This window comes from Beduinella massiliensis (assembly GCF_900199405.1).
Classification (GTDB): Bacteria; Bacillota; Clostridia; order Christensenellales; family Aristaeellaceae; genus Beduinella; species Beduinella massiliensis.
Window position 1 is genome coordinate 3697170 of sequence record NZ_LT963430.1, and the last position, 22212, is coordinate 3719381.

General features: G+C 63.9%; 20 protein-coding genes. 10 read left to right on the plus strand and 10 right to left on the minus strand.

What is annotated here, in order from left to right:
- Positions 1-42: 42 nt before the first annotated feature.
- The 3 genes from C1725_RS17640 to C1725_RS17650 all read right to left on the minus strand — a co-directional run bounded on the left by C1725_RS17640 (position 43) and on the right by C1725_RS17650 (position 4285).
- A complete protein-coding gene (locus C1725_RS17640; RefSeq protein WP_102412998.1) occupies positions 43-939 on the minus strand; it encodes an ABC transporter permease subunit in 897 nt (298 codons plus the stop codon).
- 14 nt (positions 940-953) lie between these two features.
- Positions 954-1892: an ABC transporter permease subunit gene (locus tag C1725_RS17645; protein ID WP_102412999.1), complete on the minus strand. Its 939-nt coding sequence runs from the start codon at positions 1890-1892 to the stop codon at positions 954-956.
- Positions 1893-2116: 224 nt separating this feature from the next.
- Positions 2117-4285, minus strand: a complete 2169-nt coding sequence (locus C1725_RS17650) for a helix-turn-helix domain-containing protein (protein ID WP_102413000.1) — start codon at positions 4283-4285, stop codon at positions 2117-2119.
- 203 nt (positions 4286-4488) lie between these two features.
- Here C1725_RS17650 and C1725_RS17655 point away from each other — a divergent pair, with 203 nt between their 5' ends.
- The 10 genes from C1725_RS17655 (at position 4489) to C1725_RS17700 (ending at position 14173) form a co-directional block, all read left to right on the plus strand.
- Complete coding sequence (locus C1725_RS17655; protein ID WP_102413001.1) at positions 4489-4830, plus strand: hypothetical protein; 342 nt, start codon at positions 4489-4491, stop codon at positions 4828-4830.
- Between the two features lie 79 nt (positions 4831-4909).
- On the plus strand, positions 4910-5848 hold the full coding sequence (locus C1725_RS17660) for an alpha/beta hydrolase fold domain-containing protein (protein ID WP_102413002.1): 939 nt from the start codon (positions 4910-4912) through the stop codon (positions 5846-5848).
- 6 nt (positions 5849-5854) lie between these two features.
- Positions 5855-7108 carry a hypothetical protein gene (locus C1725_RS17665; protein WP_102413003.1) on the plus strand — a complete coding sequence of 418 codons (1254 nt, stop codon included), beginning with the start codon at positions 5855-5857 and terminating at the stop codon, positions 7106-7108.
- 4 nt (positions 7109-7112) lie between these two features.
- Entirely contained in the window at positions 7113-7775 is a 663-nt protein-coding gene (locus C1725_RS17670) for a DUF6320 domain-containing protein (protein WP_102413004.1), read from the plus strand.
- 67 nt (positions 7776-7842) lie between these two features.
- Positions 7843-8517 (plus strand): bifunctional 4-hydroxy-2-oxoglutarate aldolase/2-dehydro-3-deoxy-phosphogluconate aldolase, encoded by a 675-nt coding sequence (locus C1725_RS17675; RefSeq protein ID WP_346026811.1) that lies wholly within the window; start codon positions 7843-7845, stop codon positions 8515-8517.
- The gene (locus C1725_RS17680) at positions 8514-9503 is read left to right on the plus strand and encodes a 2-dehydro-3-deoxygalactonokinase (RefSeq protein WP_102413006.1); all 990 of its coding nucleotides are present in this window, start codon (positions 8514-8516) and stop codon (positions 9501-9503) included. Before C1725_RS17675 ends, C1725_RS17680 begins: the two co-directional genes overlap by 4 nt.
- Complete coding sequence (locus C1725_RS17685) at positions 9500-10261, plus strand: nitroreductase family protein (RefSeq protein ID WP_102413007.1); 762 nt, start codon at positions 9500-9502, stop codon at positions 10259-10261. Before C1725_RS17680 ends, C1725_RS17685 begins: the two co-directional genes overlap by 4 nt.
- 88 nt (positions 10262-10349) lie before the next feature.
- Positions 10350-11387 (plus strand): hypothetical protein, encoded by a 1038-nt coding sequence (locus C1725_RS17690; RefSeq protein WP_102413008.1) that lies wholly within the window; start codon positions 10350-10352, stop codon positions 11385-11387.
- Between the two features lie 25 nt (positions 11388-11412).
- Positions 11413-12150: a polysaccharide deacetylase family protein gene (locus C1725_RS17695; protein WP_102413009.1), complete on the plus strand. Its 738-nt coding sequence runs from the start codon at positions 11413-11415 to the stop codon at positions 12148-12150.
- A 100-nt stretch (positions 12151-12250) separates the two neighbouring features.
- Positions 12251-14173, plus strand: coding sequence for a diguanylate cyclase domain-containing protein (locus C1725_RS17700; RefSeq protein ID WP_102413010.1), 1923 nt, complete (start codon positions 12251-12253; stop codon positions 14171-14173).
- Positions 14174-14459: 286 nt separating this feature from the next.
- On the opposite strand, the gene C1725_RS17705 is transcribed toward C1725_RS17700, so the two are convergent.
- The 7 genes from C1725_RS17705 to aroF all read right to left on the minus strand — a co-directional run bounded on the left by C1725_RS17705 (position 14460) and on the right by aroF (position 22032).
- Entirely contained in the window at positions 14460-15557 is a 1098-nt protein-coding gene (locus C1725_RS17705; protein ID WP_102413011.1) for a shikimate kinase, read from the minus strand.
- A complete protein-coding gene (locus C1725_RS17710) occupies positions 15550-16665 on the minus strand; it encodes a prephenate dehydratase domain-containing protein (protein WP_102413012.1) in 1116 nt (371 codons plus the stop codon). The genes C1725_RS17705 and C1725_RS17710 overlap by 8 nt, the downstream gene beginning before the upstream one ends.
- Positions 16662-17753 carry a chorismate synthase gene (gene aroC, locus C1725_RS17715; RefSeq protein WP_102413013.1) on the minus strand — a complete coding sequence of 364 codons (1092 nt, stop codon included), beginning with the start codon at positions 17751-17753 and terminating at the stop codon, positions 16662-16664. Before aroC ends, C1725_RS17710 begins: the two co-directional genes overlap by 4 nt.
- Complete coding sequence (aroA, locus tag C1725_RS17720) at positions 17731-19050, minus strand: 3-phosphoshikimate 1-carboxyvinyltransferase (RefSeq protein ID WP_102413014.1); 1320 nt, start codon at positions 19048-19050, stop codon at positions 17731-17733. The genes aroC and aroA overlap by 23 nt, the downstream gene beginning before the upstream one ends.
- An 81-nt stretch (positions 19051-19131) precedes the next feature.
- Positions 19132-20190, minus strand: a complete 1059-nt coding sequence (aroB, locus tag C1725_RS17725) for a 3-dehydroquinate synthase (RefSeq protein ID WP_102413015.1) — start codon at positions 20188-20190, stop codon at positions 19132-19134.
- Positions 20171-21022: a prephenate dehydrogenase/arogenate dehydrogenase family protein gene (locus tag C1725_RS17730; RefSeq protein WP_102413016.1), complete on the minus strand. Its 852-nt coding sequence runs from the start codon at positions 21020-21022 to the stop codon at positions 20171-20173. Before C1725_RS17730 ends, aroB begins: the two co-directional genes overlap by 20 nt.
- Positions 21019-22032 carry a 3-deoxy-7-phosphoheptulonate synthase gene (aroF, locus tag C1725_RS17735; RefSeq protein ID WP_102413017.1) on the minus strand — a complete coding sequence of 338 codons (1014 nt, stop codon included), beginning with the start codon at positions 22030-22032 and terminating at the stop codon, positions 21019-21021. Before aroF ends, C1725_RS17730 begins: the two co-directional genes overlap by 4 nt.
- Positions 22033-22212 lie beyond the last annotated feature (180 nt).

Sequence of the window (22212 nt, forward strand, 5' to 3'; positions counted from 1 at the left end):
AACCGGGATGTATGACGACAGGAAACGCCGTTCCTGCGCGCATCAGCCTTTAACTGAACCGATCATCACGCCCTTGACGAAGTACTTTTGTACGAACGGATAGATCAGGAGCATGGGCACCGAGGCCACCACGATGACGCCGTACTTCACCGTCGCGGCGATGCGCTGCATCTCCTGGATGGCGTCCAGATCGCTGATGTCCGCCTGCACCATCTGGCTGCTGATCAGGATTTCGCGCAGGATGAGCTGCAGCGGGTATTGTTCCTGGCGGTTCAGGTAGACCAGGGCGTTGAAGTAGCCGTTCCACTGCGCGACCGCGTAGTACAGCGCCAGCACCGCCACGATGGACTTGGACAGCGGAACCACGATGTTCATAAAGAACCGGCCGTTCCCGCATCCATCGATGGAGGCGGCTTCAAAGAGTTCCGGGGGGATGTTGCCCGAAAAGAACGAGCGGGCGATGATGATGTTATAGACCGAAACGCTGCCCAGCAGGATCACCACCCAGGGAGAACCCATCAGCCCGAGCTGCTTGACCACCAGATAGGTCGGAATGAGTCCGCCGCTGAAATACATCGTGAAGACGTAAAGCAGCATCAGCACGCGCCGCCCCGCGAGGTCGCTGCGCGAAAAGCTGTAGCCGGCCATGACGGTCGTCGTAACGCCCAGCGCGGTGGTACCGAGGGTGTACAGAATGGAATTGCGGTAACCCGACCAGATGCGCGCGTCCTGCAGGATGCGCTTATAGCCCACGAGCGACAGGTTCTTGGGCAGCAGAATCACCTGTCCCGTGCTGATGGAGGTCGCGTCGCTGATGGAGGCGATGAACACAAAGTAGAGCGGGTAGAGCACTACGAGAAGCGCGAGCACCAGCAGCAGGGTGGAAATCCCGTCGAACACCGCGTCAAAGCGCGTGCGACGCACAGGCGCAATTTTCATTTTTCACTCCCCCCTTACAACAGGCTCGTGCCCGACATCCTGTCCGCGAGCTTGTTGACCGACAGCAGGATGACCAGATTGACCACGTTGTTGAACAGGCCGATGGCTGTGGAGTAGCTGTACTGAGCGCTTAGCAGACCGATCTTGTACACGTAGGTGGAGATGATTTCCGACACGCCCAGATTGAGGTCGTTTTGCATCAGGTAGACCTTCTCAAAGCCGATACTCAGCACGTTGCCCGTGTTCATGATGAGCAGGATAATCGCCGTGGGCAGGATGGCGGGCACGTCCACATGCCAGATACGCTGCAGCTTGTTCGCGCCGTCCACGATCGCGGCCTCGTGAAGCTCCGGGCTCACGCCTGCCAGCGCCGCGATGTAGATCACCGAGTTATAGCCGGTGCGCTGCCAGATGTGCGACCCCACGTAGATGTGGCGAAACAGCGACGCGTCCGACAGGAAGGGGACCGGCTTTGCCCCCAGCTTGCCGAGCAGTTGGTTAAAGATGCCGCTTTGGCTCATAAAAACCATCATCATGCCCACCAAAACCACGGTGGAAATGAAGTGCGGGGCATAGGTGACCATCTGCGTCACCTTCCGCAGCCGATTTGATACGCTGTAGTTGAGCAGCAGCGCCAGAATGATCGGGAAAGGGAACGCGGCGATCAGCTGGTAGACGCTGAGAAGGATGGTATTCCGGAGCAGATCGGCAAACATATAGGAGGAAAAAAATTTCTTGAAATGCGCAAGGCCGACCCATGCGCTGTCCCAGATTCCTTTGGAGGGCACGAATTTCTTAAACGCGATCTGCACCCCGTACAGCGGCCAATAGTGGAACACCGCCAGATAGATCAGCGTAGGCAGTAAAAATACGTACAAAATCCAGTTTCTGCGGATGCTCCATAGAACTCTTTGACGGCGCGTCCGTTTGCCTGCGGCAGCGGGGGTTTGCACGTTTAAGCGCCTCCTTCACGTTTTGATCACAACCGTATCAAACCACAGGCCGTCTCCCCGTGCAAGTTGAAGATATTGACCGATTCATCCCATACTTTGTGCGCTCTGTGGACGCAACTGACGTTTCTTGAAGAAAAGAGCGCCGTGCGGGAGGTCTGTTTTCAAACAGAGCTGCCCCGCACGGCGCGTTTTTCGCAGGCTATGCGCCTTCTTTTCAACAATCGTCACATGCTTTCCCGTCCTTCCCCCGCCCGCGCCTCCGCCTCCCGGCTCCGAAACGCGGTCGGCGACAGTCCGCAAACCTTTTTAAACGCACGCATGAAGGTCGCGGACTGCGCGTAGCCCACGGCGCAGGCGATTTCCGCCACGCTGCACGGGGTCTGCAGCAGCATCTCCTGCGCTAAGCGGATGCGCAGACCTTCCACAAATTCGGAGACCGAAACGCCCGCGTGGTTTTTAAAGTAATGGCTGAGGTTGGAAATGGAAAGGTGAAAATGATCCGCGACGCGCTGCACGGTGAAATTCTCGTCCCGGTAATTTTCCGCCAGGTAGTCCTCGATGTCCCGGATCAGCAGGTTCTCCCGGTCTTCCTTCTTCTGCATGCGCGCAGCGAGCAGCGCGGCGGCCTCGCGCAGCAGCGCCCTCGCGCCGGCCTGCGCGTCCGCCGTCTCCGTGAGCAGAGGCAGCAATTCGCGGGCCGCGCGCGCCCCCTCGGCGTCGCCCTGGGCGTCAAACCATCCCTGCACGATGTAGAGCACGTCGTAACCCAGCCCGCGGGAATCCACCCCTTCCGCCGTGCCGCCGAGCGCGCTGTTCAGCGTTTCAATCGTAAACTGGATGCGCTCCGCCTCGCCAAATTTCAGGGCGTTGCGCAGCGCTTCGCACATCTCCTGTGAGCTTTGCCGGGCGTCTGCATCCCTTAGCGCCGCAGACGGTCTCAGGAGGCGGGTATAGGCGCTTGCCAGTTCCGGCAGACGCGCGCAGGGCGGGCTCACCCTGACCGCCGCATTCAGCTCCCGCTCCTTGAGGCGGGCTTCGATCCGCGCCCCGTCCCGCAGCGCGTCGCCTCGAACGAGGAAGATCACGCTGTGGTTTTCCGGCACCTCCAGGTAGAGCTGAACCGCCTGGGCGTCCAGCGCGCCGCGCACCGCCTCGACCAGGCGGACGGCAAAGTCCTCGCGTTCACATCCCGCGCCCTGGCCGCGCGTGAGCACGATGCGCCATGCGTCGCCGCATAGCCGCAGCGACAGCGGCGCGCCGTCCGCGTTGAATGCTTCGGCGCTCGGATAGCCGCCGATCAGCAGCCGCAGGATCAGGCGTTCTTTGGACAGCGCCTCCGTCCGGCGCACGATCGCGGCGTTGTTTTTGCGCATGGCAAGCAAAGCATTCCGCACGTTTTTCACCGCGTCGTCGGAGCGTTCCATCGCCACCCCGGCGGTCATCGCGTCGTGCTCCAGCCTGCGGATAGGCACATAGTTCACCCGCATGACCAGGGCGACGACCGTGCCGCCGAGCGCAAAGATCGCGAGCAGGCCCGTAAAGAACATGCCCCAGAGGCGCGAAATCGGCGCGTTGGCGATCTCGCGCGGCACAGCGTTGAGGTAGATGAGCCCGTCCCGTTCCGAACGCCGGCGCGCATAGAGCATCGTCGCGCCGGCCATGCGGCTCGTGCCCATGTCCTCCGCCTGCGCAAGCAGACCGGCGATCTCTTCCGGCGTCCAGTCCGCGCCGGGCGCGCTCGCGTAGAGCACGTTTCCCTCAAGGTCGCAGATGAACGTCAGGCACTGCGGATAGAGCATCGCGCTCTCGCTCAGTCCTGCCAGCGCGCTCGGATCGATTTCAAAGATCAGCCCATTCCGCTGGGTAGAGGACACGCGCGCAGAGGCCGCGTACAGGAGTTTACCGCCTTCCTGCGCCCACGGCAGCGAGGACAGCCAGGCGCCTCCCTCAGGCCCGGCGAGCAATCGCTCCACCTGCGCTCTTTCGAGCATAGCGCCTTTCAGCTTCCGTTCAAAAAAAATCCCCTTGGGGTACAGGGCATTGTATGCGTACACCGTGTCGAGCCCCGTGCCGTAAAAGTACACGGCGTCCACAAAGGAGCTGGACATAAGCCACTGTGAAAGCGCCCGCTGTGTCTCGTAGAACGCGCCCGTCCTCTTTAAATTCCGATCGAAGAACTCGCTCCGCTGCGTCGTCTGCACCGCGTAAGCGTCCAGCTGAGCGACCTGCATGGAAACCGCCGCGTTCAACTGCCGTAGCGCGCTCGCGTTGCGTTCGAGCAGTTGATCGCCGCAATAGTGCATGACGATTTGAAAGATCACGGCCGACAGGATGCCGATGGGGAGCAGCAGCGTGAGAAGATAGGACAGCAAATACCTGTGAAACGTTTTCATCGGGCGATTCTCCCTTTCTATCCATCCAAAACCTTGTCACCTATGTGATCTTTTCCGGCGTTTTAGTATAGCATAATCGACAATTCCGTGCAAATCCGTCCGAGGTGATTTTATCTTCCCGTGCCAGATTGACAACTATATATCAATTTTTTATGTTATCCCCATACGGGGGATTTCATTTCCATATTGGGAGCAGGTATTTCATGCGCACGCAACACAGGATTTCCGCAACATGTTCCTTCCTACTGGCCTGTATCCTGCTTTTCTCAGCCTGCGGGGCCGCCGTGGCCGATGGCAAGTTCGCGCCCGGCACCTACACGTCCTGCTCGAAGGGCTTTGGGGGCGACGTGACCGTCACGGTCGAGGTTTCTGATGCCCGGATCGAGGCCGTCAGAGCGAAAGGTCAGCCGCTGCCCCTCCGCGCCAAGGCGGCGCTGCTGACCACGGGCGGCTATGGAAATGACGTCTCCCTGATTGCCGATACGGACAGGCGCCTCTTTTTCGTCCGTACCCGTTGCACCCCAGCCCCGATGCTGATACAATGAACAGGCGGGGGTTTGTCCCGCGACCGTTCGCTTTGCGCGGCGAATCCCGCCCCAGAGCGCGGGACATGAAGGAGGATCTATGGCATTAAACGAAGCCTGGCGGGCAGCGCTCAAGGCGCTGTCGTACCCGGACATCGACCTGACGAAGAATTACAAGCTCTGGCGGGCGTTTCAGGACGCCGCACCGGCGCTGATTTCCAAGATTTCCGGCAGTGCGCGCGACATTGAAATCGCGGGCGTGCCCGTGCGCGTGTTCACGCCGGACGAGGGTGCGCGCCGCCCGGGCGTGCTGCTCTTCTTTCACGGCGGCGGCTGGGTGACGGGCTCCATCGTGAGCTACCATACGATTTGCAGCCACCTTTGTGAAAACACGGGGCGCACCGTACTATCCGTCGGCTACCGGCTCGCGCCGGAGCATCGCTTTCCCGCGGGGCTGGAGGATTGCTACGCCGTCACCCAGGCGCTCCTTTCGGGGGACCCGGCGTTCCCGGTAGCGCCGGAGGACGTGACGCTCGTCGGCGACAGCGCGGGCGGCAACCTCGCCGCCGCTGTCTCGCTGCTGTCGCTCCATCGGGGCGGACGCCTCCCCAGGCAGGAGATCCTCTTCTACCCCGTCACGCAGTCGGACTTTACGGAGGATTCGCCTTTTCCCTCCGTGCGGGAAAACGGCACCGATTACCTGCTGACCGCGCGCATGATGCGCGAATACCTCGCATTGTATGTACGCGAGGACGAGGACGCAAAAAGCCCTTATCTCGCCCCGCTGTACGCGCCCTCGCTCCGCGGCATGCCGCCAACGCTGGTGGTCACGGCGCAGTACGACCCCCTGCGCGACGAGGGCGAGGCCTTCGCCCGCAGGCTCACGCAGGAGGGCGTCCCCACTACGCTTTCGCGCGTGGACGACGCGCTGCACGGCTTTCTGTCGCTGCCCCCGCGCTTTTCGCAGACGAAGCTCGGGTATGAATTGATCTGCAACTTTCTGGCGGAGACGCAGGCCGTTCCCGTCGATTCGAGGTGAAATCCCTTGGCGAAAAACTGGAGCAGGCTCGACAACGCGGCGAAGATCTTTCCGCCGACGAGCGGCAAGGCCGACACCAAGGTATTCCGTTTTTCCTGTACGCTGAAAGAAAAGGTCGATCCGCTGTCCCTGCAGCGCGCGCTGATGGAGACGATGGAGGACTTTCCCTCCTTCCGTTACGTGCTCAAGCGCGGCCTCTTCTGGTACTACCTAGAGGAAGGGGATTTTACGCCCGCGGTACGCGAGGAGGACACGACGCCCTGCTCCGCGCTCTACCACGGCTCCTCCTCCCCGCTCTTTTCGGTCACCTATTTCAGCGCGCGCGTCAATCTGGAGGTCTATCACGCTCTGACGGACGGCACGGGCGCGCTGCAATTTTTGCGCACGCTGGTCTATCACTACCTGCTGCTCCGCCATCCGGAAATCGCCCGGGACGGCGCGCCGCTGCTCGACTATGACGCATCGCGCAACCAGCGCATGGACGACAGCTTCGACCGCTACTACAGCGGCAAGCGCCGCCGGATGAAGGCAGGCCCCGTAGCCTATCAGCTTCGCGGCATGCGCCATCCCCAATGGCGCCAGCAGGTCATCGTCGGCACCGCGAGCGTCTCGGGGCTTTTGCAGAAGGCGCGCAGCCAGGGCGCGACGATCACCGAGCTGCTCACGGCGATCCTGCTGCTCGCCATCGACGCGGAACGCCCCATTCGCGCGCGCCGAAGACCGGTCGTCATCACCATCCCGGTAAACCTGCGCAAGTACTTCGATTCGGCCTCCGCGCGCAACTTTTTCAGCGTCATCAACGTCGGATACGACTTTCAAAATAAGCCCGCTACGCTCGAGGCGGTGGTCGCTTCGGTCAAGGCCTCCTTTCAGCGGGACCTGACGCCGGAAGCGCTGGAAAACCGGCTCAACACCCTCGGCGCGCTCGAGCACAACCCCTTTATGCGCGCGGTGCCGCTCTTTCTCAAGGACCCCGTCATGCGCATCGCCTACGACATCTCCGAGCGGGACTTTACGGCCTCGCTCTCCAACGTCGGGCGCGTCACCATGCCGGACGTGCTCATGCCCTATCTGGAGCGGTTCGACGTGTATTGTTCCACGAAAAAGCTGCAAATCTGCGCCTGCTCGCTGGGCGACACGCTGTCCATGGGTTTTACGACCTCGTTCATTTCCACCGACGTGCAGCGACGCTTCTTCCGCGCGCTGAGCGCGATGGACCTGGACGTGACCGTCTACGCCAACCATCCCGAAAGCAGGTGATCGTATGCGTTACTGCGACAAATGCGGCGTTCAAATTGCGGGCGAGGAGGCGCGCTGCCCCCTGTGCCAGAGCATGACGCTGCCCCGGGGCGGCGAAACGCGCGCCCCTTTCCCCGCCATCCCTACGCTTTACGAGCGCCACGGTCTGTTCTTCCGCGTCCTGCTGCTCAGCTCTGTGGCGGCGGTCGTCGCCTGCCTGGGCATCGACTGGGCCGTCGGCTTCACCGGCTGGTCGCTCTTCGTAGCGGCGGGCGTAGGGTGCCTGTGGCTGCTGCTGGGCATCTGCATCGCCCGGCGGCATAACGTGCTTAAAAACCTCACGCAGCAGGTCATCACCGTCTGCGTGCTGGGTGTGCTGTGGGATTATTTCACCGGCTGGCACGGCTGGTCGATCGACTACCTGATGCCCATCGCCTTCGTATGCGTCATGCTGGCGATGTTCATCCTGACGCTCGTGCTGCGCATGCCCAGCGAAACCTGGCTGATCTACCTGCTGCTGGACATGCTCTTCGGCCTGGTGCCCGCCGCGTTGCTGGCAGCCGGACTTTGCCGCATGGTTTATCCCTCCATCGCCTGCGTGTGCGTCAGCGTCATCGCCTTTGCCGCGCTGGTGGTCTTCAAGGGCGGAGCCGTTGCGCAGGAGCTCAAGCGCAGGCTGCACCTTTAAACCGCGCGTTCCTTCCCTTCGGCATGTAACCGCCCGCATTGCGTTCATAGTTAAGGAGGCCGTTTTCTTGCTTACACATCATGAGGCCGTCGAAATCGTCAAAAAGGAAAAGCTCGTCGCCATCCTGCGCCGCGTTCCCCGTGAAAAGCTCCTGCGCGTGGTAGACGCGCTGTGCGCGGGCGGCGTCCGCGTGCTGGAATGCACGTTCGATCACGACCAGCCCGGCTTCGTCCAGGAGAACTGCGAAAAGATCGCCGCCGTCGTGCATGCCTACGGGGACGACCTGCTCGTCGGCTGCGGAACGGCCATGAGCGGCGCGGAGGCCGAAGCCGCTGTCTCGGCGGGTGCACGGCTTGTCATATCGCCGAGCACCGACCTCGCGGTCGTCGAAAAGACGCGCGCTCTCGGGGCCGTCTCGATGCCCGGCGCGCTCACGCCTACCGAGATCGCGGCCGCGTGGAACGCGGGGGCGGACTTCGTGAAGCTCTTCCCGGCGGGCGAGCTAGGGCTCGCCTACATCAAGGCCGTCCGCGCCCCGCTCTGCCACATCCCCATGACGGCCGTGGGCGGCGTGAAGCCCGAAAACGTAGCCGACTTCCTCTCTGCGGGCGTCGCGGGCTTTGGCGTGGGCGGACAGCTCGTCCCCGCGTCCGCCGTAGAAACGGACGACTACGGCGCTATCCGCGCGCGCGCCGAGGCGTTCACGCAGGCGATCCGAACCTGGGAGGCGGCGCACGCATGAAGCATCTGATCATCGACGCGGGCACGACCAACGCCCGTGTGACCCTCATTGACGAAGCAGGAAAGGTTCTCGGCTGCGAACGGCGCGACGCGGGCGTACGCAACACCGCCATCGACGGGCACAACGGCAGGCTTAAGGACGCCCTGCGGGAGAGCGTCGGCGTTCTTCTTGCAAAAAACGACCTTTCGCACGGCGACATCGGCGTATGCGTGGCTTACGGCATGATTACCTCCAACGTAGGCCTGCTCGAGATTCCCCACTGTGCAGCGCCGGCGGACGCGCGCACGCTGCGGGACGCCCTCGTGCGCCGGGTGTTCCCGGAAATTGCGCCGTTCGCAATCGACTTCATCCCGGGCGTGCGCAACTTTTCGGGCCCCGTTACACCGGAAAACGCGGCAAAGATGGACATGATGCGCGGTGAAGAGACAGAAGCGGTGGGGCTCTTTCACCTTTTGAACCCGGGATGCCGCTGCACGCTGGTGCTGCCGGGCTCGCACAACAAGTTCATCGCCATGGGCCGGTCAGGCGAGATCCTCGGGTGCATGACCGCTATCTCTGGCGAGCTGCTCGACGCGCTGACGCATCATACCATCCTCGCGGATGCGGTGGATCGCCGCTTCGTCTCGTCGGAAAGCTACGACCGCGAGCTCATGCTTTTGGGCCTTCGCGCCGGGCTCGAATGCGGCGTGGGCCGTGCGGCGTTCACGGGGCGCATCCTGCGCACGCTGGCCGGTTGGGCCCCGCCCGACGCGGCCAACTACCTGCTGGGCGTAACGCTGAGCGCGGACATCCTCGCGCTGCGCGCGTTTCACCTTCGCGGCGCGGAGGACGCGCTGTTCGTCGCGGGGAAGCCCCCGCTTCAGCAGGCGCTATGCGACGCCCTGACGGAATGCGGCTTTGGGGGCATCTTCGGCGTTCCCGCCGCGCTGTCGTCGTCCATGGGCGTCACGGGAGCGCGCATCATACATGGGGAGATGGGGATATGAATCTGATCGAGCGCAGCCTTTGGGACAGAAAGAGCGTCCGCGCCTTTACGGATAAGCCGATCGACGCGCGGGACAAGCGTTCCATCCTGCTCTCCGCTCTGCAGGCGCCGACCGCAGGCAATCAGCTGCTCTATACCATTCTGGACATCACCGATCCCGCGCTTAAGGCGCGGCTGGCCGAGCTGTGCGATCACCAGCCCTTCGTCGAAAAGGCGCCGATGGTGCTCATCTTCGTAGCCGACTGCCAGCGCTGGCAGGACGCCTATGAAATCGCGGGCTGCGACCCGCGCCCTCCAATGGTCGGGGACCTGCAGCTCGCGGTGGTGGACGCGGCCATCGCCGCGCAGAACACCGTCGTGTGCGCGCAGTCCCTCGGCATCGGCTCCTGCTACATCGGAGACATTCTAGAAAACTGCGAACAGGTACGCGAGCTGCTCGACCTGCCGCTCTACGCCATGCCCGCCGTCATGGTCATTTACGGCTACCCGACCGACCAGCAGCGCCTGCGCGAAAAGCCGCCGCGCTTCGACGCACGCTACGTCGTGCAGGAAAACGGATATCGCCGCCTCAGCCCCGAGGAACACCGCGAGATGTACCTCGGCCGCGAGCGCGCGATGGGCCGCATGAACACCGATTACAGCACATCGGTGCGGGCGTTTTACAAGCGCAAGTACGAAGCCGATTTTTCCCGCGAGATGTCGCGTTCGGTGGCCGCGTATCTGGAAGGATTCGTCCCCGACGACGACGGCAACGTTTAATCGCGCGCCCTCGCCTCGCACCCTGACGAACCCACACTCCCAAATCGACGGTTTAGAGGCTGCTCCCCGAAGGAAAGGAGGCCTTTGCATGCCCCTGATGGATCTGACCACACCGGTTGAGCTGTATGCCGTGGAGGTGCTGCGAGACTCGACCGGCCGCGCGCAGGCTTACTTCACCTTTATGAACTGCGCCGCTGAACCGCTGCGCACGCTCTACGCGACCTTAACGCTGCTGGACGACGGCGGAAAAAGCATTGGCGCTTTTCCGCTGCGCTGCGAAGGCCTCGATGCCGCTGGCCACAGCCGCTTCACCGTCTGCCGCGCGGTGGACGACGCGCCCGCCTTCTCCGGCGCGCGGGCTCTCGTGCGCGAGGCGGTCTTTGCAGACGGTTCCTGCTGGCGCATCGACGAGGGCGCGGTGCTCGACTGTACGCCGCCCGCGGTTGCGCCCGGGCCCGACCGCGTCGCGCTTGTCGCCGTCGCCGGGCCGGACGCCGTCTGCTTCCCCCAGCTGCGCGGGAACGTCTGGGTCTGCGTGTGCGGCCGCTTCAACAGGCTGGAGTGGACCGCCTGCCGCCGCTGCCAGCGCGGGCGCGACGACACCCTCGCCCGCTACACGCCCGAGCGCACGCACGAAGCCTATGAAAAAAAGCTGGAGCAGGAGCTTGCGTCCGAACGGGCGCATCGCGCTGCGCGCCGTTCCTCCATCGAAGCGGCGGAGTCGAGGGCGCGGTCGGAGCGCATAACGCGGGAATTGAAGCGCCAAAAACGCCGCCGCCTCGTGCTCGCGCTCGTCCTGCTGCTGATCGTGGCCGTCGCCGCGCTCCTGGTAGCGATGCCCTATCTGTACGAAAGCGCGCCCGTCTGGCCCGGCATTTCTGCGCTTTCCGTACAGCCTACGTCGATTCCCACCGCGACGCCCACGCCTCCGCCGACGCAGCCGGACATTCCATCGCTCTCTCCACATCCCGCGGATAAAACGCCCGAATTTGCGATTATTCTCTCCACTCCAACCCCATCTTCTGATAGCCTTTCGCTCCCATTCCCCACATCAACGCCATTCCTTCCCTCAGAAACGGCACAGCCTACGATGCTGCCGCTAAAGACCGGCAGCGCTTTCGGCTGAGTCATGAACGACAAAGGCAGGCCGCATGAAACACACGACGCTTCTCTTCATTTTGATCTTCTCGTTCCTCCTCATATCGCCCGCGCTCGGCGACGCCGCTGACGCAACGCCCGGCGAGGCGCAAAAGGTGCTCTACCTCACCTTCGACGACGGCCCCAAGGCCTCCACCCCCGAACTGCTCGACATTCTAAAGACATACGATGCGCCCGCCACATTCTTCCTCGTAGGGCAGGGCATTCAAAACAACCCCGAGGCGGCGCGCGCGATCTACGAGGCTGGGCACGCCATCGGGACGCATACGTTTTATCACTCCACAAAACAGATTTCAAAAAGCGAAGCCGCATTTGACCGGGATATGGAGCACTTCGACGAGGTGATGAGCGCCGCTATCGGCGAGCCGTTCCACACGTCTTTGCTGCGATTTCCCTATGGCAGCGGCAGCGCGAAGCCGCGCGTGCGCACCTACGCCCAGCGGTGCGGTTACCTTTGGGTGGATTGGAACTGCCTGACGGGCGACGCGGTCGACATGGACGCCACCGAGGAAGCGTTATACCGCTACACCCTCAAGACCTGCGGAAAAAACGACACGCTGGTGCTGCTCATGCACGAAGGCTCGATGCGCACGCGGCATATCCTCCCCAGGATCATCGAGCACTTCCGGGATTTGGGCTACGAACTGCGCAGCCTATCGGCGGACAGCGACCTGACCGGCCTGCCGCACGGCCGCTACGGCCTGCCGCTTCCGCCCACGGATGTGCGCTGAATGCCTATCGGCACCTTGCTAAAAACCGCAAAATGGTCTATACTGGAAGCCAGTATTCCCGGTTTCGGCTGAATCACCGCAAAAGTGAGGCGTATTGCATATGGAATACGGGAACCGGCATCCCTTTCAAAACACCGACAACGCCGCCGATCTCCGGCTCATCCTGGGAACGATTCCCGGAGGCGTTTTTTGTTGCCTATACGATGAACCCCTCACGCTCACCTTCATGAGCGAGGGGTTTCTTTCCATGACCGGCTACACGCGCGATCAACTTCGTACCCAGTACGGCGACAGTTTGCGGGCGTTGATCTGGCCGGAGGATCTTCCTCCCACGCTGCGTTCGGTTCAGTCGCAGATGGCCGAAGGCGACGTCAAGCTGGTCGAATACCGGCTACGCTGCGCGGACGGCCGCGTCATCTGGGTCCTCGACAAAGGATGCCTGCTCCATACAAGCGTTGGGCCCGATATCTTCTGCTGTATCATCATCGACGTCACGGAGCAGGTGGTGGCTGAGCGGGAGCTGCGCCTGAGCCTGGAGCGCCATCGGATCCTCATGGAGCAGACGAACGACATCATCTTCGAGTGGCGGGCCGATACGCGCGAGCTGGTGCTCTCCTCCAACTGGTCGAACGTGTTTGAGAACCTGCCGAACTCATCACTTCCGATCCGATACGACCTCGGCTTCATCACCGACGCGCTTCACATCCACCCGATGGACGCCCAGCGTTTTCTGGATGCCATTCAACCGCCGGACGGCGGCGCCATGCGCCTGCCGGATCTGGACATTCGTATTCGCACGCGCGGCGGCGCCTATAGCTGGTTTCAGCTGCGCGTCAGCCTGCAGCGCGACGAAGAGGGACGGATTCTGCGCTACATCGGGCTGCTGCGCGATATCGACGCGGAAAAGAGCCGCGCCGTCCGACTGGCTATCAAGGCGGAACGCGACGAGCTGACCGGGCTGTACAACCGGCGAACCGCGCGGGAGATGATCGAAGAGCGCCTGCGGCAATCCCCTTCCGGGGTGCACTTGCTGATGATTCTGGATCTGGACAACTTCAAGTCCTTCAACGATACGCGCGGGCATCTGTATGGTGATGCGGTGCTGACGGCGTTTTCTGATCGTCTCAGCCGCCTCTTTCGCTCGACGGACATCGTCTGCCGCTACGGCGGGGACGAATTCATCGTCTTCCTTTCGAGCGTAAACGACGCCACGCAGGCTTTGACCTGTGCGCAGACGGTGCTGCTGGCGGCACGGGGCGTAGCGGACGAGCTCAAGGATGGCGTATTTACATGCAGCATCGGCCTTGCCCTCTATCCACACGATGCCGCAGGGTTCGAGCAGCTCTTTCAGGCCGCGGACGCTGCCCTGTACAGAGCCAAAGAGAAGGGCAAAAACAATGCTGTGCTGTACAGTCAGTCGGACTGCGCCATGTGCGCGCCTTCCTCTTCATCCGACGGGGAAAACGAGGAATGCCCGCAAGACGAGCCCTGCGGACATTCCGAGCTTACGCAAAGCATCTTCAGCCTGCTGTACACAGCGCCCGACCCGGCAACGGCGATTCCGCTCGTGTTGGAAATGCTGGGCCGCCGTTATGGCGTAAGCCGCACCTATATCTTTGAAATCAGCGCGGACAGACGCACGTTCAGCAATACATTTGAATGGTGCGCGGCGGGCATCGCAGCGGAGAAGGACGGTTTACAGGGGCTTTTGGTCGATCGTTACGACGAATACTTTTCAAATTTCGACGAGCGAGGCGTCTTTTACTGCCATGACATCTCGCGGCTCCCCGCCTCACAGCAGGCAGTGCTTGCGCCGCAGGGCGTGCAGTCCGTGCTGCAATGCATCCTGTCCGACGGCAGCAGGCATACCGGCTTTGTCGGCTTCGACGCCTGTCAAGAAACGCGCTACTGGGATAAACAGGCCGTGGACGGCCTCATGCGCTGCTCGCACATACTCGGCGTTTTCCTTGCCAAGTACCGCCTTCGTGAAGAGGTGGAAAGGCTTCAAAACCCGGACAAATAATCCAGGGCCGCAGGATATCCTGCGGCCCCTGGCCATCGACTTTGTCGATGGCCTCGTGCAAAATGAATAAACATTTTGCACGAATATCACGGGTGATGTTTTCCTCCGCAAATGCTGCGCATTTGACTATGGAAAACGCCCCGCCCGACCGGCAAAGCCGGTCGATACGATTCCACATGAAGGGGAAGCCCCCTTCATGCATCCTCTCTGACACTCCGTTACTTTGTTAATGCTCTGGGGCCGCAGGACATCCTGCGGCCCCAGTTTATGTGTGAAAAAAGACCTTTTATACGATCAAATCCTCGAGCCTTCGCTTGGGTACGTAATGCACGCCGTCCGCATCGCGCCAGTAACGCGTATCGCCGCTTTCGGGCAAGTCGACCAGGCGCACATCCTCCACAGGCCTGCCCAACGCGATGACCAGCTCGACGAAGAACCGTTCCGCGCTCAAATTCAGCGCGCGCAGCAGCTCCGTCCGTCGGACGTTTGCGAGCATGCACCCGCCAAGCCCCTTCTCCGTCGCGCCCAGGAGCATCGTCTGCGCGGCGATGCCCACGTCCGTCTGCCTGTTCTTTCCGACGCTCAGGTCGCTCAGCACAACGATGTAGCAGGCGGGCCGCTCGCCCGCTTTCGGCCCCGGCCAATCCGGCAGCGCCGCCGCCCAGCCCAGCGTTGCAAATACCCGCGCGCAGTCCTCCGGAGATGTGACGAGCCGGTACCTCAGCGCCTGCGCGTTCGCGCCCGAAGCCGTCAGCCGCGCAAGCTCCACGAGGCCGCGCAGCGTCTCCTCCGTCACGCGGACCGATTCATCGAACCGGCGATAGCTACGGTTTTTGATGACAAGATCCTTCAGCATGCGGTTTCCTCCCCGTCTTTTCATGTCCTGCACGCGCAGCAACTCGGCCAGCCGGCGCGCCGCGCCAAGCGGGCTGCCCCCGTTGTCGAAGGCGATGTCGCACGTCTCGCGATAGCGGTCCTTCCGCGCTTCATACAGCGCCTGCATGCGTTCCGCCTTGTCGCCCGCGAGGTTTGGGCGCTCTGCCTGACTCACGTCGCGCACCATGTCCGAAAGGCTCCTGTCCAGCAGCACCACGACGCCCGTTCGGCGCATCAGGGCGACGTTCTCGTCGCGCAGCACCGCACCGCCGCCCGTCGCCACCACGCACGGCTTGCCCGCCGCGATTTCACGCAGCGCCCTCGTCTCCCGCTCGCGAAAACCCGCTTCGCCCTCCAGCTCAAAAATCTTCGCGATCTTCACGCCCGCCGCCTGCTCGATGCGCTCGTCCGCATCCACGAAGGGGCAGCCGAGCCGCTGCGCCAGCATCCTGCCGATGGTCGTCTTGCCCGAGCCCATCATGCCCGTGAGGTAAACGTGCTTACGCATGCTGCCTCCCCCGCGCAGCGCGGAAGACGCCGAGCAGCCTGCACTCCACGCAGTCCTCCAGCAGCGATTCCTTCAGCACGTCCATGTACCGCTCCGAGACCTTGCCCTCCACGTCGACGTAGAACCGGTACTCCCAGTTCATGCCCGGGATGGGGCGCGATTCGATGCGCGTCAGGTTCATGCCCAGCGCCACAAAGCAGGCCAGCGCACGGTGGAGCGTTCCCCGCTCGTGACGGAGCGTGAAGGTCAGCGTCGCCTTGTCCGCCTCGGAATGGAACGGTTCGTGCTCGCCCGCGACGATCACGAAGCGCGTATAGTTCTGATCGAACGTCTGAATGTCCTCTTTGAGTACCTCGAGGCCATAGCATTCGGCGGCCAGGCGGCTGGCGATGGCCGCGTGGCGCGCATCCCCCTCCTCCTGCACGCGCCGGGCGCTGCCCGCGGTGTTGTACTGCGCCGCGCGCTCCCAATTCGGGTGTGCGTCCAGAAATTCCGCGCACTGCATCAGGCCCTGCGCGTGCGAATAGACGCGTGTGATCTCCTCCAGCTTCGCGCCCGGCAGACCGAGCAGGCAGTGGCGCACGTGCACCATCTGCTCGCCTACGATGCGCAGGTTGCAGCGGCCCAGCAGGTCGTACACGTCGAACACCGAACCCGCAGAGGAATTTTCCAGCGGCACCACGCCATAGCGCGCCCGGCCCGCAGCCACCGCCTCGAACACCTCCGCGAAGCCGCGGCACTGCAGGCGCTCCTTTGCCTCCCCAAAGTAATCGATCAGCGCCTCCTCCGCGTATGCGCCGGGCACGCCGGAATAGGCCGCCGCCTGGGCGCCGCGCGAGAGCAGAATCTCCTGCTGCTCCGCCCGGCTGAGCGCCATGATGTGGCGGTAGAGCGACGCAAGCTCCCCGGATAGCGCCGGGTTCGCCAGCATTTCCGCGCGCGAGGCGAGCACGGCCTCCTCGCGCGAGGCGTCCAGCACGGGCATGCTGTGGTCGATCTTGTAGTCCGCGACGCCCTTCGCCGCCTCCATGCGCGCCTCAAACAAACGCACCATCTGCCGGTCAATCTCGTCAATGCGGCTTCGCAGCGTCCCTAAATCCTCGCTCATCTGCGCGTCTCCTCCTCCAGCATCAAATCCATCAGCGCGATCAGCATCGCGCTTTCCACCACCGGCACCGCGCGCGGCACGATGCACGGGTCGTGCCGTCCGCGCACCTCGATTTGCGCGTCCGCAAGTCCTTCCACATCTATCGTCCGCTGCGGCTGTCCGATCGAGGGCGTCGGCTTGACAGCCGCGCGGCAAATCACCGGCATGCCGTTGGTAATGCCGCCCGTCACGCCGCCGTTGTGGTTCGTCTCGCAAACGACGCGCCCATCGCGCACGCGCATCGCGTCGTTTGCAACGCTGCCGCGCGACAGGGCGAGCGAAAATCCGTCCCCGAACTCCACGCCCTTGACCGCTGGAACGGAAAACAGCAGATGCGCGAGCGTGGACTCCAACGAGTCGAAGAACGGCGCGCCCAGCCCCGCCGGGACGCCTACGGCCGCGCACTCGACGACGCCGCCGGCGCTGTCCTGCGCAAGGCGCGCTTCCTCTACCCGCGCGCGCATCTCCTCCTCGCGCCCGGGGGCAAGCAGCGGAAAGCGCATTTCCCGCAGCGCCCGAAGCTGCGCCGCGGACACGTCCGCCGGGCTCATGCGCTCGTCCTCCACCCCGCCGATGGCGGCGATGTGCGCTGCCACCTCCACGCCCCTGGGCAGGAGCGCCTGGCGGCACAGCGCGCCTGCGAACACGAGCGGCGCGGTCAGCCGCCCGGAGAAGTGACCGCCCCCGCGCGGGTCATTTTGACCCTTGTACTTGACGTGACCGGCAAAATCCGCGTGACCGGGCCGCATCAGGCGCTGCATCTGCTCGTAATCGCCGGAGCGCGTATTGGTATTTTCGATGATGCCGCACACGGGCGCGCCGGTCGTGTGTCCTCTAAAAATCCCGGAGACAATCCGCACCCGGTCCGCCTCCCTGCGGGCGGTGGCGGTGGGGTCGTTGCCCGGCGCGCGGCGCGTCATGTCGCGAGCCACTGCCGCCTCGTCGACCGCGAGGCCGATGGGCAGGCCGTCCACGACCATGCCGATGGCCGCGCCGTGCGACTCGCCGAAGATCGTCAGCTGCAGGTTATTTCCCCAGGTCGAGCGCATGCGTCATTCCTCCCAGCGATTCAAATTCCCGATAGAACGCGGGCGCGCTCTTTTTCACCGACTCCGCGCCCGACAGCATCATCTCCCCTTTGCAGAGCGCCGAGGCGACGCACAGCGCCATGGCGATGCGATGATCGTTCCAAGCGTCCACCGCCGCGCCATGAAGGCGCCTTCCGCCGCGGACGACGAGGCCGTCCGGCAGCTCCACCACGTCCGCGCCGAGCTTTGAAAGCTCGCTTCGCATCGCGGCCAGCCGGTCGCATTCCTTGATGCGCAGCCGCCCCGCGTTTACGATGCGCGTTTCGCCCTGCGCGGCGCAGGCAGCCACGCACAGCGCGGGCACGAGGTCGGGAATTTGCGCGGCGTCGATGGTGACGCCGTGCAGCGCCGAGGGGCAAACGCACAGCGCGTCCCCCGCCCAGTACGCCTTCGCGCCCATGCTTTTCAGCACGTCCACCACGGCCCTGTCTCCCTGTACGGAGTCGGGCGAAAGCCCCGTCAGCCGCACGCCCTCGCCGTCCGGGGCGATCGCGCCCGCGACCAGATAGAACGCGGCGTGAGACCAGTCGCCCTCGACGGACACGCTGCCCGGGGATTCATAGTGCTGGCCGCCGGGGATGAAGAGCGTGCGCTCGTCCCGCCATTCGGAGGCGACGCCAAAGCGCGCGAGCATGCGCCGCGTCAGCGTCACGTAGGCGCTGGATTCAAGCGCTGTCAAGAGCGTCAGGGTCGAATCCTCCTCGCACAGCGGCAGAGCGTAAAGAAGCCCCGTAATGAATTGGCTGGACACGTCGCCGCGCAGCGGCCAGTCCCCTCCCCGCAGCCTCCCCCGCAGGACTATCTGGCCGGGCGCATCCTGCCATACGGCGCCCATCTGCGCGAAGAGCTCCCGATATACTTCCTGCGGGCGCTCCATGAGCCGTCCCTGGCCGGTGAAGCGCACGGCTCCCCGCCCGTCGAGCGCGAGCGGCATGAAGAAGCGCAGGGTCGATCCTGACTCGCCGCAGTCCGCCTCGCGCACGTCCCCAGCCGCCCTGCGCGCTCCGCCGCCGGCAAAGCGCGCGCTGACAAATCCCTCCTGCGCGCCGCCAAGGGGCGTAATCTCCGATTTTTCCAGCAAGCCGAGCGCCTGCGCGCAGCGAATCGTCGCTCGGATGTCCTCCGAAAGCTGCAGGGGGGCCACATCACATGCCCCCTGCGCGAGCGACGCCGCGAGCACCGCGCGGTGCGAAGCGGACTTGCTGGGCAGCACGCGCAGCGTGCCCTGCAGCGGAGCCGGGGTCACGGTTCGTCTCATGTCTTCCTCCTTTTTAGGGGTTGCCCTCCCCCAAGCCCTGTTTACGGTTCACCGCTTCAGCGATCCGTTCCGCGCAGTTCCTTACAGCCGCTTCGCCAGCGCGTCCGCATCCACGCTATAGCCGAACGCCTGGCCGATCTTCCGAAGCGCGACGACCTCTACCCGCCCGCCGGATGCCTTCTTATCCAGCCGCATAGCCTTTGCGAGCGCCTCCTTTGGCAGGTCGGGCGGCGTCACCGGCAGGCCGTACGCCGCGAGCACGCGCGCGATGCGCTCCGCCGTGCCCGCCTCCGTCACGCCCCAGGCTTCGCCCCAGCGCGCCGCCGCCACCATGCCCATGCATACCCCTTCGCCATGGAGCACCACGCCGTAGCCTGCCGCGTTTTCCACCGCGTGGCCCAGCGTATGCCCGAAGTTGAGCTGCATGCGCACCCCCTTGTCCAGCGGATCCTGCTTTACGTAGGCCGCCTTGAGCGCGCAGCAGCGGGCGATCACCTCGTCCAGCTGCGTAAAGAGCGCCGCGCGGCTTCCCGCCCGCTCGATCTGGGCAAAGAGCGCCTCGTCCGCGATGCAGCCGTACTTGATGACCTCCCCCAGCCCCGCGCCGACCTGTCGCTCGTCGAGCGTAGAGAGCGTATCCACGTCGATCAGCACCCGCTCCGGCTGGTAAAACGCGCCCACCAGATTCTTGCCGCGCGGAAGATTGACCGCCGTCTTGCCGCCCACGGAGGAATCCACCTGCGACAGTAGCGTCGTGGGCACCTGAATCAGCCGCGCGCCGCGCAAGTACGAAGCCGCCGCATACCCGGCGAGGTCGCCCACCACGCCGCCGCCGAGGGCGACCACGAAGTCCTTGCGGGAGAGCCCCGCATCCAAAAAGGCGTCGTACAGCGCGGTGAGCTGCGCGATGCTCTTGCTTTCCTCCCCCGCGGGCACGGTGAGGAGCGTCGCTTCCGCGCCCGCCTGCCGCAAGCCCGAAAGCACGGCCTCGCCGTAAAGCGGCGCGGTGTTCGCGTCCGCCACCACCACCGCGCGCCGCCCGGCGCAGAGCGATAGGTGCTCCGCCGCGCGCCGCAAAAGCCCGCGGCCGATCAGGATGTCGTAGCTGCCGTTTTCCGCCTCAACGCGTACGGTTTGCATGGTTGTATTCCTCCTTGCGCTCTGATGCCGCCGAAAGCCGCGCGCGCAGCGCTTCCCTTGAATCACCCCGCAGAAGCGCCACGTAGTCCGATAGCTTTTCGATCAGCTCCTGCGTCTCGTCCGCCAGCACGTCCCGGTTTCGCCAGAAGAGATCCGTCCACAGCGCCGCGTCCAGCGCGGCCACGCGCGTCGTTCCCCGAAAGGAGCCGCCCTCGAAGCCGTAGCTCGAAAGAAGCGCCTCCTGCTCGCAGATCGCCACCGCCAGCACGTGCATCATCTGGCTCGTGTAAGCGATGCGCCGGTCGTGCGTCAGGGGATCGGTGCGGATGATGTCCGCGCAGCCCATCGAAAGCGCCATGCGCTCGACGAGCGCGACCGCCCGCGGATCCTCGTTTCCCTCGGTCACCACGATGTAATGCGCCCCGCAAAACAGCGAGGCCGAGGCGTTTTCATAGCCGCCGCACTCCTTGCCCGCCATCGGGTGCCCGCCCACGAAGTGCGCGCCCGGTGAAAGGCCCTCCTTCGCCGCCGCGAAGACAGGCCGCTTCACGCCGCACACGTCCGTCACCACCGCGCCGGGGCGCACGCGCGCGCCGTGCTCCTTCAGGAACTGCACGCAGCCCTCCGGGTGCAGGCACAGGACGATCAGGCTCGCCCGCTCGATGGGCGCGTCCTTCGCGTCCGCATACACGGCGGACGCGACGCCCTCCGACAGCAGCGCCTCGCGGGTTTTCTCGTCCCGATCCACACACACGGTATGAAGCCCGTCAAATCCGCGCAGCGCCTTGGCCATGCTGCCCCCGATGAGCCCCAGCCCGATAAAGGCGATCACAGCGTACGCTCCACGATCGGCGCCATCGCGTGGATTTTTGCCACGAGCTGCGCGAACTGGGGCGGCGTCAGCGACTGCGCGCCGTCGCACAGCGCGCGCGCCGGGTCGTTGTGCACCTCGATGATGAGGCCGTCCGCCCCCGCGGCGACGGCCGCCAGCGACAAGCGCTCCACCATCCAGGCTTTGCCCGTCGCGTGGCTGGGGTCCACGAGCACGGGCAGGTGCGAGAGCTGTTTGACCGCCAGCACCGCCGAAAGGTCCAGGGTGTTGCGGGTGTAGGTTTCAAACGTGCGGATGCCCCGCTCGCAGAGGATGACGTTGGGGTTGCCCGCAGCCATGATGTACTCCGCGCTCATCAGCCATTCTTCGATGGTCGCGGAAAGGCCACGCTTGAGCAGGATGGGCTTGCGGGTCTTGCCCAGCTCGCGCAGGAGGTCGAAGTTCTGCATGTTGCGCGCGCCCACCTGAATGACGTCTACCCGCCGGTCGAACTCCTCCACCAGCGCCGGGCTCATGATCTCGGTCACGATCGGCAGGCCGCTCTCCCGACTCGCCTCCTCCAGCATGGAAAGTCCCTCCAGCTTGAGTCCCTGGAACGCGTAGGGCGAGGTGCGCGGCTTGAACGCGCCGCCGCGCAGCATCGACGCGCCGCTCGCGCGCACCGCGAGCGCGATGCCGGTCACCTGATCGATCGATTCCACCGAGCAGGGCCCCGCAACCAGCGCGAGCTTCCTGCCGCCTATCTTGACGCCCCCGCAGTCGATGACGCTGTCCTCCGGATGGAACTTGCGGTTCGCCTTTTTGAAGGGCTCAGATACGGACATGACGCGCTCCACGCCGTCGCGCATCAGAAAATCGTTCGGGTCCAGGCTGGCCACGTCGCCGATGACGCCCAGCACCGTGCAGTCCACGCCGCTGTTTCGCTGCACCTGCATGCCGCGTCCTTCCAGCTCGTCCACGAGCGAATCGATGCTTTCCTCCGCGGTCTTCGGTTTCATGATGATGATCATAATCGTTCCTTCTTTCCTCTCGTGCCCAATGCCTACGAAAAAAGGGGCCTCCGCCGCAATACGGCGAAAGCCCCTACATCCCGTTTTTCCTTCGTTCCTCCGGGATTTACCGCTTTACGCGCAGCGACCACATTTTTGTACGCTCAAAAAGCCGTAGCTAAAATAAAAGCTAAAGCCATT

Bases quoted from the DNA above. Each gene is read 5' to 3' on its own strand.
- C1725_RS17640 (WP_102412998.1), bottom strand. From the start codon at position 939: ATGAAAATTGCGCCTGTGCGTCGCACGCGCTTTGACGCGGTGTTCGAC.
- C1725_RS17650 (WP_102413000.1), bottom strand. From the start codon at position 4,285: ATGAAAACGTTTCACAGGTATTTGCTGTCCTATCTTCTCACGCTGCTG.
- C1725_RS17655 (WP_102413001.1), top strand. From the start codon at position 4,489: ATGCGCACGCAACACAGGATTTCCGCAACATGTTCCTTCCTACTGGCC.
- C1725_RS17660 (WP_102413002.1), top strand. From the start codon at position 4,910: ATGGCATTAAACGAAGCCTGGCGGGCAGCGCTCAAGGCGCTGTCGTAC.
- C1725_RS17670 (WP_102413004.1), top strand. From the start codon at position 7,113: ATGCGTTACTGCGACAAATGCGGCGTTCAAATTGCGGGCGAGGAGGCG.
- C1725_RS17680 (WP_102413006.1), top strand. From the start codon at position 8,514: ATGAAGCATCTGATCATCGACGCGGGCACGACCAACGCCCGTGTGACC.
- C1725_RS17685 (WP_102413007.1), top strand. From the start codon at position 9,500: ATGAATCTGATCGAGCGCAGCCTTTGGGACAGAAAGAGCGTCCGCGCC.
- C1725_RS17690 (WP_102413008.1), top strand. From the start codon at position 10,350: ATGCCCCTGATGGATCTGACCACACCGGTTGAGCTGTATGCCGTGGAG.
- C1725_RS17695 (WP_102413009.1), top strand. From the start codon at position 11,413: ATGAAACACACGACGCTTCTCTTCATTTTGATCTTCTCGTTCCTCCTC.
- C1725_RS17700 (WP_102413010.1), top strand. From the start codon at position 12,251: ATGGAATACGGGAACCGGCATCCCTTTCAAAACACCGACAACGCCGCC.
- C1725_RS17705 (WP_102413011.1), bottom strand. From the start codon at position 15,557: ATGCGTAAGCACGTTTACCTCACGGGCATGATGGGCTCGGGCAAGACG.
- C1725_RS17710 (WP_102413012.1), bottom strand. From the start codon at position 16,665: ATGAGCGAGGATTTAGGGACGCTGCGAAGCCGCATTGACGAGATTGAC.
- aroC (WP_102413013.1), bottom strand. From the start codon at position 17,753: ATGCGCTCGACCTGGGGAAATAACCTGCAGCTGACGATCTTCGGCGAG.
- aroA (WP_102413014.1), bottom strand. From the start codon at position 19,050: ATGAGACGAACCGTGACCCCGGCTCCGCTGCAGGGCACGCTGCGCGTG.
- aroB (WP_102413015.1), bottom strand. From the start codon at position 20,190: ATGCAAACCGTACGCGTTGAGGCGGAAAACGGCAGCTACGACATCCTG.
- aroF (WP_102413017.1), bottom strand. From the start codon at position 22,032: ATGATCATCATCATGAAACCGAAGACCGCGGAGGAAAGCATCGATTCG.